The 12,923-nt window shown below is 71.3% G+C and carries 14 protein-coding genes; 7 read left to right on the top strand and 7 right to left on the bottom strand.

Annotation, left to right across the window (positions count from 1 at the left end; genetic code table 11):
• Positions 1-193: 193 nt before the first annotated feature.
• A complete protein-coding gene (locus AC07BF_RS29370; protein ID WP_478334134.1) occupies positions 194-1,120 on the bottom strand; it encodes a DUF4232 domain-containing protein in 927 nt (308 codons plus the stop codon).
• Positions 1,121-1,387: 267 nt separating this feature from the next.
• Between AC07BF_RS29370 and AC07BF_RS29375 the strand changes: the two genes are divergently transcribed.
• On the top strand, positions 1,388-2,293 hold the full coding sequence (locus tag AC07BF_RS29375) for a hypothetical protein (RefSeq protein WP_478319246.1): 906 nt from the start codon (positions 1,388-1,390) through the stop codon (positions 2,291-2,293).
• A gap of 84 nt (positions 2,294-2,377) precedes the next feature.
• Here AC07BF_RS29375 and AC07BF_RS29380 read toward each other — a convergent pair whose 3' ends face one another.
• From AC07BF_RS29380 to AC07BF_RS29390, 3 genes are all read right to left on the bottom strand, one after another.
• Entirely contained in the window at positions 2,378-3,502 is a 1,125-nt protein-coding gene (locus AC07BF_RS29380) for a catalase family protein (protein ID WP_400810679.1), read from the bottom strand.
• A gap of 55 nt (positions 3,503-3,557) precedes the next feature.
• Positions 3,558-4,910, bottom strand: coding sequence for a Dyp-type peroxidase (locus AC07BF_RS29385; protein WP_400987607.1), 1,353 nt, complete (start codon positions 4,908-4,910; stop codon positions 3,558-3,560).
• Between the two features lie 143 nt (positions 4,911-5,053).
• Positions 5,054-5,647, bottom strand: a complete 594-nt coding sequence (locus AC07BF_RS29390) for a hypothetical protein (protein ID WP_363586643.1) — start codon at positions 5,645-5,647, stop codon at positions 5,054-5,056.
• Between the two features lie 237 nt (positions 5,648-5,884).
• Here AC07BF_RS29390 and AC07BF_RS29395 point away from each other — a divergent pair, with 237 nt between their 5' ends.
• A complete protein-coding gene (locus AC07BF_RS29395) occupies positions 5,885-6,562 on the top strand; it encodes a GAP family protein (protein WP_363620737.1) in 678 nt (225 codons plus the stop codon).
• Between the two features lie 88 nt (positions 6,563-6,650).
• On the opposite strand, the gene AC07BF_RS29400 is transcribed toward AC07BF_RS29395, so the two are convergent.
• Positions 6,651-7,118: a MarR family winged helix-turn-helix transcriptional regulator gene (locus AC07BF_RS29400; RefSeq protein WP_363586641.1), complete on the bottom strand. Its 468-nt coding sequence runs from the start codon at positions 7,116-7,118 to the stop codon at positions 6,651-6,653.
• Between the two features lie 239 nt (positions 7,119-7,357).
• Between AC07BF_RS29400 and AC07BF_RS29405 the strand changes: the two genes are divergently transcribed.
• The 3 genes from AC07BF_RS29405 to AC07BF_RS29415 all read left to right on the top strand — a co-directional run bounded on the left by AC07BF_RS29405 (position 7,358) and on the right by AC07BF_RS29415 (position 8,885).
• Entirely contained in the window at positions 7,358-7,987 is a 630-nt protein-coding gene (locus tag AC07BF_RS29405; RefSeq protein ID WP_363586640.1) for an isochorismatase family protein, read from the top strand.
• A gap of 191 nt (positions 7,988-8,178) precedes the next feature.
• A complete protein-coding gene (locus AC07BF_RS29410) occupies positions 8,179-8,499 on the top strand; it encodes a hypothetical protein (RefSeq protein ID WP_400810691.1) in 321 nt (106 codons plus the stop codon).
• A gap of 23 nt (positions 8,500-8,522) precedes the next feature.
• Entirely contained in the window at positions 8,523-8,885 is a 363-nt protein-coding gene (locus tag AC07BF_RS29415) for a DUF4240 domain-containing protein (RefSeq protein ID WP_478334140.1), read from the top strand.
• 182 nt (positions 8,886-9,067) lie between these two features.
• On the opposite strand, the gene AC07BF_RS29420 is transcribed toward AC07BF_RS29415, so the two are convergent.
• Positions 9,068-9,949, bottom strand: coding sequence for an SDR family oxidoreductase (locus AC07BF_RS29420; protein WP_363586638.1), 882 nt, complete (start codon positions 9,947-9,949; stop codon positions 9,068-9,070).
• A gap of 84 nt (positions 9,950-10,033) precedes the next feature.
• Here AC07BF_RS29420 and AC07BF_RS29425 point away from each other — a divergent pair, with 84 nt between their 5' ends.
• Together AC07BF_RS29425 and AC07BF_RS29430 are read left to right on the top strand one after the other, a co-directional pair.
• A complete protein-coding gene (locus AC07BF_RS29425; protein WP_363586637.1) occupies positions 10,034-10,615 on the top strand; it encodes a TetR/AcrR family transcriptional regulator in 582 nt (193 codons plus the stop codon).
• 272 nt (positions 10,616-10,887) lie between these two features.
• Positions 10,888-11,451 (top strand): DoxX family protein, encoded by a 564-nt coding sequence (locus AC07BF_RS29430; protein WP_363632200.1) that lies wholly within the window; start codon positions 10,888-10,890, stop codon positions 11,449-11,451.
• Positions 11,452-11,596: 145 nt separating this feature from the next.
• Here the strand turns inward: AC07BF_RS29430 and AC07BF_RS29435 are convergent, their stop codons facing one another.
• A complete protein-coding gene (locus AC07BF_RS29435; RefSeq protein ID WP_478334141.1) occupies positions 11,597-12,823 on the bottom strand; it encodes an FAD-dependent monooxygenase in 1,227 nt (408 codons plus the stop codon).
• Positions 12,824-12,923 lie beyond the last annotated feature (100 nt).

The following is a 12,923-nucleotide window of genomic DNA, read 5'->3' on the forward strand; positions in this document are numbered from 1 at the left end:
CCGACCGGCGGCTGACCCGGCCGAGAGGGCCGATGACCGGGTCAGCGCCGGGCCGGCTCCGCTGCGGGGGCCTGCCGGGGGAGTGGAGGCACTCTCGGGCAGTGCGGTCGGAGACCGGAATTTTCCGTGGAAAATTCTCCCAGCACGAGAGCACGCCGGGGAGAACCACCGGCGCCCCGCTCAGACACCCCGCTCACAGACGGCTGTCCTCCCTGGTCCAGGCGCCGACGCCGAGCCGTCCCGTGGTACCCAGGTCGATCTCCGGGACGACCATCACCGGGGCCGCGTCGGGGGTGGCTCGGACCCGCACGTACGGGGCGTTCACCGGGCTGCCCGCCTCCACGGTGTTGCGCCACACCAGCGTGGAACGGGCGCCCTCTCCGGGGCGCAGCACGATCTCCTGCGGCGGGTCGTCCGCGCCGGTGCCGCCGGCGATCCCGGCGCCGCCGGACAGGAAGCGGACCCCGTCGACCGGCCGGTGCCCCACGCCGAGCAGTTGCAGCTTCGGGTAGCCGTTGACGGACACCGCGGACGTCCCGCAGTTGCGCAGGTGCAGGCCGACCGCGCGCAGGCCCATCGCGGCGTCGCCGTCATCCGCGTACAGCCGCAGGCCCGAGGCCGGGCAGGGGCCGCCCGGCCGCGAGGCCTCGGCGCTGGGCACACTGCGGACCTGGACGATCTTCACCAGCGGTCCGGCGCCCGGCCGCGCCTGCCCGTGCCCGTCCAGCTCGATCCGACCCTTCGCGGTGGCCCCCGGAGCGAGCGAGGTGACGACCTGCGTCACGTTGTCCAGCGCACCCCCGGCCGCCGAGAGCCGGCTGAACACCGCTGTGACATCAGAGGCCTGGTCCTCCGGATTGGTGACCTCGTACTCGGCGCAGGCCGCACTGGCGGCCGTGATCCGCACCCCGCCCTGTGCGGGCCCGGGCGACGCCTGCGCATCGCGGGACGACGACGGCGACGGCGCCCCGCACGGCCCGGCACTGCCGGAGGCCGCCGGAATCCCCGTCGCCCCGTCCGCGCAGCCCACGAGCAGGGCCGCGCAGGCCGCGACCACCACAACCGCGGCAGCCGGCCGGCGGGCCGTCAGGTGATTCCCGGCGTTCTCGAACTGATGCATCAGCCGATGCGATCACGAACCACCCGGAACGACTATGAGCTGCGCCACTGCCCGCGCAACAGGACCGCAACGATCCGCCCGGCACCCGCCGAACCGAGCCCGGTCGGAGCTGCGGGCGCCCCTTCGCGCCGGCTGGCACCGTTGCCATCGGTGACCGGACCCCGCTGCCCGATGGTCCGAACCGGTCGCCTTCCGGCGCGGGGCGTGGTCTGCCGCGCGCGGTGGGGGATGTTCCGCGCCGGAGGCGACCAACAGAAAGGATTCTTCATGGTGGAGCACGTGTTCGCGCGCGTGGTACGGACGGTGACCGTCTCGGCCCTCGCCCTGGCGACGAGCGTCGGTGCGAGTGGTACGGCCGGCGCCGCCTCGCCGGAGGACCACCCCGTCGAGGTGAGCATCGGAGCCTCCGGTCTGCAAGCACCGGACACCGCGAAGGGCGGCCTGGTCAGTTTCCGGGTCAAGACGGACGACCCGAACGGCCGGCAGCTACAGCTGCTGCGTCCGCACGGGGGAGTGACCATCGACCAGGTCATCCGGGACCTCGCCGCCGCGGTCAGCCCGTCGCCGGCCACCGCGAGCGCCGGGATCCGGGCGGTGAACGGTGAGGCGGACCTGCTGGGCGGGGCGCTGGTCACCTCGCAGGTGCACGAGCAGTTCACCGAGGAGGTCAGCCCCGGGCCGGTCTACCTGCTGGACCTCACCGCGTTCCGGGCGGACCCGGCCCACCCGGTCTCCAGGCTGCTGAACCTGGTCGGTACGAACGGTCAGAACGACAACCAGGTCCGCTTCGACGACGGCATCGTGATCGAGAAGGACACGGCCGAGGGCCCGCGTTTCCAGACCGAGGACGTCGACCACGCGCACCTGGCCTACCTGGTGCACGACGGGTCCGAGCAGATCCACGAGATGCAGCTGCGGCCGATCGGTGCGGACACCACCGACGAGCAGATCGGGGAGTACCTGAGGGACGTCGCGCTGGGCGGCCTGCCGGCCCGGTCCCCGTTCACCGGGCCGGCCACCGGCCTCGGCGCCATGTCCGGCGACCGCACCGCCTCCGTGCAGGCCCACGGCCTGCAGCCCGGACGGTACGTCCTGCTCTGCATGATTCCCGACGAGCGGACGGGCGTCCCGAACGCCGGCCTGGGCATGCGCAAGATCGTCACCCTGAAGTGACCGGCCGGGCCCTGGCACGCCGGCGGCAGCGGGCTGCCAGGGCCGACCGCCCCGGTCGGCGCATCTTCGCGATGGCGGGCCGGGTCAGGCGCCGAGCACGTCGTCGGCGCTGCGGGGTTCCGTGCGCGGCTGCTGGTTGAGCTTGTGGCGCGCGATGGAGGACCGCCGGTAGACCTCCTTGCGGGCCCGCATGATGTTGCCCAGGGGCGCGTGCTCGGCGGTGACCCGCCAGGGCGTGAAGGACAGCGAGTCCATCCTCTCCAGGTTCCCGGGGCCGGAGATGTCCTGCTGCGGCAGCCGCAGCTTGGCCACGGTGACGGACGGCGAGAGCTGCTCGGGCCACTCCACGGTGGTGTCCTCCACCGGCATGCGCTCCAGGTCGGTGCAGAGCTGGACCTGGATGTCGAAGGCGTAGGGCCGCTCCTGGAGCTCGGCTTGCAGGGCCGGCCGGAAGACCTCCGCCCCCGAGGCCGGGTCGATGGTGCGCCGGACCACCGCCGCGGCGAAGGCCGGGTCGGGGGTGATGCGCACCTTGGCGATGTAGTCCCCGTGCCGGACCGCGCCCATCGTCCAGTAGCTGGACAGCAGCAGGTTCGCCGGAGGCGTCTTCGACAGGCGGAGGAAGGCCAGGAACTCGTCCCAGGCCCAGTCGTCCTGGTCCAGCGTTCCTTTTCCGGTCACGAACTCGGTGAAGAACCGATGTGCGCCGGGTCGGCCCTGGGAGAAGTACGCCGGCGCGTTCAGGAACAGTTCCTGGATGAACAGGTAGTGCTCGACCGTGTTGCAGAAGAAGACCGGCCCGTTGATGTTGGCGTAGTCGAACGTGCCCGTGTCCGGTTCGTCCTCCAGCAGGGTCGGGCCGGGGATGTCGAACATCTTCAGCGCCAGTCCGGTGGCGGCGCCCAGACGCGCGTCGGCTCCGGCGTGGGGCGAGCCGTTGGAGAAGCGGATCAGCGCGTCGTGGGTTCCCGCAGTCGCGTAGATTCCCTGGGCGTACTCGGGGGGCAGCCCGTCCAGGATCTCCACTTCCCCTCGGACCAGCCCGTAGCCCTTGGCGTGGGCGTCGCGCAGGGCCCGTCCGGTGCCACCGGCCTTGACCGACTCGGCGATGTAGCTCTCGGTCTTCTCGATCACGGTCTGCACGTCGCGGTCGAAGTGGGGGTCGTCGTCTTCGACGTCGGGCGTGTAGCGGACGAACTGTGCTGTCATGACTCCGACCTCTCCTCGGAGAGTGCGACCGGACCTCAGGGGGTGGGAATCGCCCTCAGCCCTCCAGCTCGGCGAGCCAGCGCAGGGCGCGCAGACCCGGCAGGAAGCAGTACTCGCCGCCGCGGGTGACCACGAAGCTGGGCAGGTTCCTCAGACGACGCCGGACCGGCTTCTCGGGGATGGTGACGCTGCCGGTTCCGCCGTGATGCCCGGCCACCGGGTCCTTCTCGCCGGGGTAGCCGATGAAGTTGCCGTCGTTGACCCACTCGGCCTTGATGAACTCGAACTGCCGTTCCAGATGGGCCCCCATGAACACTCCGACCAGGCCGCGGTCGGCGCCGTCGTCCTCCAGCACGCCCTCGGGCAGCGGCGGGCCGTAGGTCGTGCCGCGCCGGATGAGCCGGTGCATCCGCGCGTCGCCGATGATGGTGGAATCACGGGGGTTGGTGCGCCGGATGTGCGCACCGGCCGGGCACCGGAAGCCGCGGTCGTCGTTCTCCCGGTACAGGAAGTCGTTGACGCGGCGCGGATCGGCCGCCAGCTCCGGATCATCGTGCTCCGGCGCCAGCGTCAGCGGCGCCCCGCTCGGCCAGCGCCCGACCATCTTCGCCGCCAGCAGTGCCTCCTCCTCGGCGCTGGAGCTGTTCGCGCGCAGGTACCGGCGCCAGGCCGCCACGTTGGTGTGGATCTTGCGCACGGCCACGTAGGTCCCGTTGCGTCCCAGGACGTCGGGGCTCGGCATGGGCGGCAGGCTGCCGGTTTCGTCGGCGTAGCCGAGGATGAACTCGCCGGCCTTGATGGGAACTTCCTGCGGGTTGGAGCCGGGCAGCCCGACGCCCTCGATGTTCGGATGGCTGATGCCGTCACGGAAGCCGAAGGTGGTACGCCCGGTCGGGAGCTGGTGGACCTCCTGCTGCCAGATCACCTGGACACCGGGTGTGTCCTCGTAGGCGACACGGGCCCGCGCCAGCTCCCTCTCCAGCTGCGCCGCGTCGGAGGAGAGGGCGCTCAACGCGATGTGGACCTCACCGGTTCCGAACGGTGCCTCCCAGTGGGCCGGTGCACTCTCGCCCGCGTCGCCGATCAGCCCGGCCCGAGCGGCCATGCCCTCGCGGAACGCCCGCGGAAAGCTGTCCAGCGACTCCCGGGGCACCCCCAGGGCCCTCAGCCCCTGGTAGGTGAACGCCACGGTCACCCAGGCATCCCGGCTCGGGTCCACGCTGGGCAGACCGCCCGAGGTCAACGGGAGCAGCCGGCGCAGCAGGGCGCGCCCGACGTGGCGGTCATCCACGCGCAGGAAGACGAACCTTCCCTCGTAGGGCACGGGCCGTGGACGCAGGGCCCCGCTCTGGACGTCGTCGATCTCGACGCGCACGCCCGCCGCGCTGCTGCCGTCCGCTGTGTTCATGGTCGCTTGTGCCTCTCCATACCTGTCTCCACACCTGTCTCTGCATCTGTCTCTGCCTGGACAGCCCGGCAACGGCCGACTCGCACCGGCCGAGTTGGTCCACCGATGGTGGGTGGGCTCCGACCGTCGGCCGTGCCCGGGTTCTATGCCGAGGCTTCCTCCAGCAGCTTCCGGAACGCCGGCGTGGCCACCAACTCCGCGTTGGCCGGGTTGTCCAGCGCCGCCCGGAACTGGGGGGTGTCCAGCACCTCCTGGAACGCGTCGTCCACGCGGTGGTCCTTGTAGATCTGCTGAACGGTGAGGTCGGGATAGGCGCTGACGAAGACCCCCGCGGGCTCCTGGTGGGCGACGAACCAGTCCTTCGCCCCCGGATCGGTGACGCCGGGGAACCCTTCGCTGTGCGAGAAGATCCTGTCGAAGCGGGACCCGACCACCGTCTGGGCGAAGTCGTCGATGTAGGTGTCCCAGGAGCCGTCGAAAACGCTGGCGAACATGAACCGGGTGTCGTTGTCGAAGATCACGTGCCGTGCGTCGTGCAAGGTGCCGATCTGGCGCACTGCCGCATGGACCTTCTCGTCGTCCGCCGAGTCGGCGAGCGTGGCCAGGTCCTCACGCAGCGCATCCGCGTGGCCCGGCTTGATCCTGGTGAAGACGGTGAACTCGCTGCAGACCCCATCCGACCTGCCCGGGCGTTCGGGGTGAGCCGATGGCGTTGCGCCTGTCGTCGCGGTCATCATGACGTCCTCCTGCCATGGTCGGTGCGAGGGTCGCCAACCGCCCGAACATGAGGCGCCATCGCCCTCACCTCTTCATCCTGACCCGAGCGCGACGGGGGCACCACCGGGCAACGAGCAGGCCGAGGCCCTCAGAGCTCCGAGAAGCTCACGAGGACAGCTTCGTCAGAGCGCAGGATCATGGAACATGGGCCTGCCGGGTTCGTCGTCACGCGCTCTGACTCCCGTCTGGAGGCAATCATGGGCAAAGTTCTCGGTGACGTCCTGGGTCTCGCAGCCGGCGTCGCGATCAGCCCACTGCCGATCATCGCCATCATCCTCATCCTCGCCACGCCTCGGGGACGCCTCAACGGAGTCCTCTTCGCCGTCGGCTGGATCCTGGGGCTCTCGGCGCTGGGCGCGGTGATGCTGGCGGTCGCTTCCCCCGCAGGCGCCTCTGCCCACGATCACCCGGCCACCTGGGTGGGAGTCCTCAAGCTCGTTCTGGGCCTGCTCCTCGTCCTCTTCGGCGCCCGGCAGTGGCACCGGCGCCCGAAGGATCCGTCGCAGGCCCAGCTGCCGAAGTGGATGAGCGCGATCGACCGCCTCACGCCGGTCAAGGTCCTCGCACTCGGACTGGCCCTGTCCGCGCTCAACGCCAAGAACGCCCCGCTGACCATCGCCGCGGGCGCCGCGATCGGCTCGGCCGGACTGCCGGTAGGGCAGCAGATCGCCTCACTGGCGGTCTTCGTCGTGATCGCCACCCTCGGCCTGTTGGCCCCCCTGGGAGTCTTCGTGCTCGGGGGAGAGCGAGCCCAGACCACGCTCGGTAACTGGAAGGACTGGGCAGCCCAGCACAACGTCGCCGTGATGGCGGTCCTGTTCTTCGTCCTCGGATTGAAACTGTTCGGAGACGGGATCTCCGTCCTCACCTCCTGACAGGCCGCTCCGTGAATCCCTTTCCTGGCGCGGAAGTCCGTGACCATGGAGGCGTCAGGTCGCGCCGATCGACAGGGCGCGGCACTGCCTAGTTTTCGCGCCGGGTCTCACGCCGGGTCTCGCGCTGGAGGTCGGCCACGTGGTGGAGGGCGGTCTTGAAGGCGGCGTACTCCCGCGCGCCCAGCGCCTTCGCGTGGCGCTCCTCGATCGAGCGCATGATGGCGGCGGCCGCCTCCATCTGGAGCAGGCCGCGTTCGGTGGGGTGGATCAGTTTGGCGCGGCGGTCCGCGGGGTCGGGTCTGCGTTCGACGTAACCCAGGCGTTCGAGGTCGTCGACGAGGGTCCCGATGACCTGCTTGTGCTGTCCGGAGGCGCGGGCGAGTTCGCTGGCGCGGATGCCGTCGGTACGCAGGTAGGCGAGCACGGCGCCGGCGCGGGGCTGGATGTCGTCGAAGCCCTGCTCGGCGAGCACGGTGAACAGCTCGCGCTGGACGGAGAAGAGCACCCGGGCGGCGAGCACGCCGAGGTCCGGTTCCGCCGCCTGGTGTCCGCTCAACGCGTCTCCCGCTTCCGCCGTCTCTGGGCCCGCCCCGCGCTCCGCCCTGTGACCAGCAACTTTAGTCGCCCGCCCGGTGGGCTCGGGCGACACCCCAGGCGTTTCGGCGCCCCGCCCTGACCAGTGCTTGCGCCCCGGGGGACAGGGGTATAGCGTCAAAGTAGTCACTAATCTTGACTATCAATATCGGTGACTACTAGTGGCCAATGGAGCCGTGGCTCAACCCGAAGGAGCGCACGATGAGCGAGCACAGCAAGTTCCTGGAGCCGGTCACCCGGGAGAACGCCGCCGTGGTCCTGGTCGACCACCAGGTGGGCCTGCTGTCCGGCGTCCGGGACATCCCGCTCGGCGAGCTGAAGCACAACGTGGTCGCGCTGGCGCGCGCGGCGACCGTGCTCGGCATCCCGCTGGTCGTCACCACCACCGCGGCCGACAGCATGTGGGGGCCGACCGCCCCGGAACTGGTCCAGGCCCTGCCGGCCGGACAGCGGATCATCGACCGCAGCACGGTCAACGCCTGGCACGACGGCCGGGTCCGCGAGGCCATCGAGGCCACCGGGCGGCAGAAACTGATCTTCGCCGGAGTGTCCCTGGAGGTGTGCGCGGCGCTGCCCGCGATCGCCGCGACGGCCGCCGGGCACCACGCGTACGTCGCCGTGGACGCCTCCGGCACCTTCAGCCAGGCCAAGCGCGAGGCGGGACTGCTGCGCATGCAGCAGGCGGGCGTCACCGTCTCCGACTACGCCACCCTCATGGTCGAGGCCCTGGCCGACAACGCCGCCCCCGAGGCCGGCGACCTCTACGCCGCCCTCGACATGCCCTTCGCCGTCCTGGTCGGCCAGATCTCGGCGGCCGCCCGCCCCGCGTAACGGCCGGCGTACTCAGCTGATCCGGCCGTCACCGACCCACCCCACGGGGGGATGCGCCTCGCCCGTCGCCCGTCGCCTGTCAGTGCCAGCTGGCATGCTGCCGGACGGAAGAGGACGGCAACGGGTGGCAAGAGCTGTGTGCGATGGGTTTTGAGGGCGGGGTCTGGCGTCTGGTGCGCCGGGAAGAGCCGGTGGGCGAGATCGTGGTCGAGGAGACGGACTTCCCATGGCTCCACGGGCGCTTCGTGCCGGGAACGGCGTTCCCCGCCGTCCAGCCGCTCTTCGCCCGTTCGCTCGCGCTGTCCGAGGCGGAGGACTGGGAGGCCTTCGACGACGCGTACGACGAGATCGCGAGCACCGTGTCGATGCTCTCGCCCTCGGGCCCGGTCGCCGAGTTCCTGCTGCACATCCAGGACGACAGGGCTTGGTTCCGGTGGAGTGACGAGCCGTTCGAGGACGCGGACGGGCCGGGCGGAGGGGAGGCGGGCAGTGCCGGACCGTCCGCCGCCTGACCGAAGTTCTCGCACGCGAGCCGCTGGGCCGGAGCATCGGCTTCGGTGAGCGTCTCGCCGAGGCGCTCCACCGCCTGGACCAGGAGCAGTTCGGAACGCTGCCGATCACCGGGGCGGTGTTGCCCGACGGCTCGCCGTTCCCTCAGTCGAGCGACCACTTCCTGTACGCGCAAGCTGCGGCCGTGGCTGCGGGCCGCGACGTGTACGAGAGCGTGTTCCACGATCCCGAACGGTTCGCTCCGTTCACCGCGCGACAGTGCGAACCGCTGCTCTACGTGCACGAGGAGGCGTTCGAGCTTGTGACCGGGACGGAGTGGGACCGCTTCACCCGCTACGACTACGAGTCCTGCTCGAACGCGGACGGCTGGCCCGAGCTCCGCGGCTGAGCACCAACCGTCGCAGAGCACCGTTCACCGCAGAGCCGGTCTCCGGTCGCGGGCCGGTCCGCGTGGCGGCCGCACAGTGTTCAGCGGGATCGAGGAGCGGGCCCGGGCCCCGCTCGGTGGGCGAGCGGGGCCCGGTCCCCTGGCGGCTGCCGGTCCGTCCGGCAGGCAGGCAGACAGGCAGCTCAGGCTTCGATGTTCTCCAGGTCCGCGAGCAGGCCCGGGTGCGTCGGCTCCCAGCGGAGGGCGGTGCGGGTGTGAGCGCTGGAGGCAGGCTGGTCGGCCGCGAAGATCGGGCCGAGGGGACCGAAGCTCTCCTGCGGCACCGGCTCGACGGGAAGGTCGAGCCGCCGTCCGATGACCGCGGCGATGTCGCGTACCGCGTCGCCTTCGTCGGCGACGGCGTGCCACGCGCTTCCGGCCGGGGCCTTCTCCAGGGCGAGCCGGAACAGGACGGCGGCGTCGAGCGCGTGGACGGCGGGCCAGCGCTGCGCGCCGTCTCCGGGGTAGCCGGCGACGCCGGTGCCGCGGGCGATGTCGGTGAGCAGCCCGGCGAACCCGCCCTGGCCCCGGTTGTGGACCGTGCGCGGCAGTCGTACCGCCGAACTGCGTACGCCTCGTGAGGCGAGTGCGAGTGTGCGGTTCACCGACAGGCTGCGTCCGCTGACAGGTCCGTCCAGCGGCAGCGGGTCTTCCTCGGTCGAGGCGCGTCCCACCACGAGGGGCGTGCCGGACGCGGTGACGAGCGGCCTGTTCGTGCCGACGAGGGTGTCGCCGAGGGCCGCGAGTGCGGCGCTCTCCTCGGCGATCCCTCGCGCGAGTGCGTCGGGCGAGCTGAAGTCGTTGCTGAAGGCGAGGTGGATGACGCCGTCCGCCTGTTCCGCGCCGGTCCGCAGCACGTCGAGGTCGGCGAGCCCGCCACGGAGCACGTCGGCGCCGGCGGCTTTCGCGGTGGCCGCGGAGGCGTCGGATCGGGCGAGGGCGGTGACCAGGTGGCCTGCGGTGAGCAGTTCGGCGACGACGGCGGAGCCGATCAGGCCTGTGCCGCCGGTGATGAAGACGCGCATGGTGAGCTCCGAGGAGTGATGCGACTGTTGTCCCATCACTGTACGACGCGATGCGACACTTGTCCCGTCATCTAGACTGGCACTATGCCGCGATGGAAACCCGATGCCCGACAACGCCTGGTCGTGGCTGCGCTCGGCCTGTTCGCCGAGCAGGGCTACGACGAAACGACCGTCGCTCAGATCACCGAGCGGGCAGGGCTCACGCGGAGCACCTTCTTCCGCCACTTCACCGACAAGCGCGAGATCCTCACCATGGGACAGACGGCGCTCAGCCGCCTGCTGGCCGAGGGCATCGACGGCGCCCCTGCGGACGCGACGCCGATGACGGCCGTCGCGGCCGGACTCGAACGCGCATCGGGCGAGATGACGTCGTTCAACCGCGAGCTCAGCCCGCTGCTGCACGCGGCGATCGAGGCGAACGCGGAGTTGCAGGCGCGCAACGTGCTGAAGTGCATCGGCATGGCCACGGCGATGGTCGACGCGCTGAAGCGACGGAACGTCGCGGAACCCACGGCGCAGGTGGCCGCCGAACTCGGCGTCCTCGCGTTCAGGCTCGGCTACGCCCGGTGGGCCGACCCCAGCCGCGACGAGGACCCCGGCGAGCTGGCGCCTCACACGCGAGCCGCGTTCGACCAACTCCGCGCGGCAGCCGCTGAGCTCCGCTGAGCTCCGCATCAGCCGCCACGAGGAGTCCTGCCGCCGGTTGCCGCCGCGTAGAGTGGACACAGAGAGTGCTGGATCACGGCTTCCCTTTTCGGAGGGTCATCGGTGAGACGCACGGATGCCTCCGGTGAGGCGGTGCCGGTCCGGCCGTTCCTGGACTTGGTCGACGGCGGCGCGAGTCGCGCCCGGCCGATCTGATCTGCGCGTCGGCGCCTCGTCTCGGGAGAGGCGATCCTGCTCGCGGCGGTTGCGGCGCGCGGGAGGAGACCTTCGCCATGAAACTGACCGCCGAGCGGCTGCGGACCTCCGTCCGCAGTGCCGCTCCGACCTCCACGCATCCGCCGCCGGTGTCCGCCGCCGACGTCGGCCTGCTGGTACTCCGGCTCGCCGGCCTGCTGCTGGCCGGCCACGGTGCCCAGAAACTCTTCGGACTGTTCGGTGGCGCCGGCCTGAGCGCGACCGGCAAGGGCTTCGAGGCCCTGGGCTACCGGCCCGGTGTGCTCTTCGCCGCGCTGGGCGGCGCCTCGGAGCTGGGTGGCGGCCTGGGCCTCGCCCTCGGGCTGTTCACCCCGCTGGCCGCCGCCGCCGTGATCGGGGTGATGATCAACGCGATGTCCGTCAGCTCGGGCGGCGGCCTGTGGGCCGACAAGGGCGGCATGGAGTACCCGCTGTGCCTGGCGCTGATCGCGATCGCGGTCTCCGCCATCGGACCCGGACGCCTGGCGCTGGACCGTTCGTTCCGGTGGGGCCAGGGCGGGTGGTGGAGTGCGGCCGTCGCCCTGGGGATGGGCGGCATCGGCGCGGCCATCGTGCTGTCCCTGCAAGGGGTGACCCTCTAGCGCCACCAGCAACCAGGCGCACCCCTCACCCAGGACGTGCTCGGCATCGACCTGGACGGCGACCTGGTCGGCACCGTCGAAGCAGGGTGTGGCCGCCGGGCGGCAGAACCGCGTCCAACTCGCTGAGCCCGGCACGCGGGCGCGCTCATCCGGCGTGGTCGTAGTCCGGCAGGATCACGCCGTTGTGGGCGGCGCGTCCCTCGGCGCCCGCCGGGTTGGTGGGGTTGCGCAGGGTCGCGTTGCGGGTGTCGAGCAGGTCCTGGGTGCCGGGGACGAGGGTGGTGCCGCCGGAGGCGGCCAGCGCCTGGTTCCGCTCCACGAAGGGGCGTGCCTTGCGCTCGTAGGCCGCGAAGGCGGCCGCGTGGTCGGTGTGGCCGGCCAGTTCTCCGGCCAGGAGGTAGGCGCCGACGAGCGAGACGCTGGAGCCCTGGCCGGACAGGAACGAGGTCGCGTGGGCCGCGTCACCGGCGAGGGCGACGCGGCCGCGGGACCAGGTGGGCATGTGGATCTGGCTGACGACGTCGAAGAACAGGTCGTCGGCCTCGCGCATCGCGTTCACCAGGCGCGGGATGTGCCAGCCGCGCTCGGGGAAGGCGGCGGCGACGAGTTCGCGCTGCGCCTGCGGGTCCCGGAAGGCGTTGACGGGGGCGTCCTCCCGCTTGAGGACGAGGAACCCGTGTACGCGGTCGGCGGGTTCGTGGGCGTAGAGGACGGCCGCCCGGCCTGGCGTGTTCCAGACGATCCCTTCGTGGGCGAGGCCCAGGTCGTTCGCGAGGGTGAAACCGGCGAAGACGTGGCCGAGGTAGCGGTGGAACGCGTCCTCGGGGCCGAAGACCAGCCCGCGGGTGTTGGAGTGCAGCCCGTCCGTACCGATCACCAGGTCGAAGGTGCGGTGGGCGCCGCTGTCGAAGGTGACGTCGACGCGGTCCGCCCGGTCGTCCAGGGTGGCGATGGAGTCGCCGAAGAGGAATTCGACCCGGTGGCGGAGCGGAGCGTAGAGGGCGCTCGCCAGGTCGCCGCGCCGTACTTCCAGGTCCAGGCCTGCGGCGCCTCCGTTGACGGTTTCGGGGGCGACGGAGCCGATGGGCGCCCCGTCGGCGTCCACGAACGAGAGCTTGCGCGTGTCCACGTGGGCCTCGCGCAGTTGCGGGAGCAGCCCCATGCGGTCGACGACCTCGCGGGCGGCGCCGCGGATGTCGATGGCGTACCCGCCGCCCCGTACGGCTGACGCGCGCTCGACGACGGTGACGTCGAAGCCGTAGCGGTCGAGCCAGTAGGCGAGGGCCGGGCCGGCGATGCTCGCGCCCGAGATGAGGACCTTGCGGTTCGCGGAGTGGTTGTTCACGGTGTGCTCTCCTCCTGGCTGTCGCATCCTGGCGGTCACACCGAAGATGCGTACCTTAGGTATCTTTATGGACGGCACGGCGCACCCGCGGAGAGCGGGCGCAACCCCAGGATATAGATACCTAAGT

The sequence above is a fragment of the Kitasatospora sp. NPDC043950 genome, from assembly GCF_056435345.1.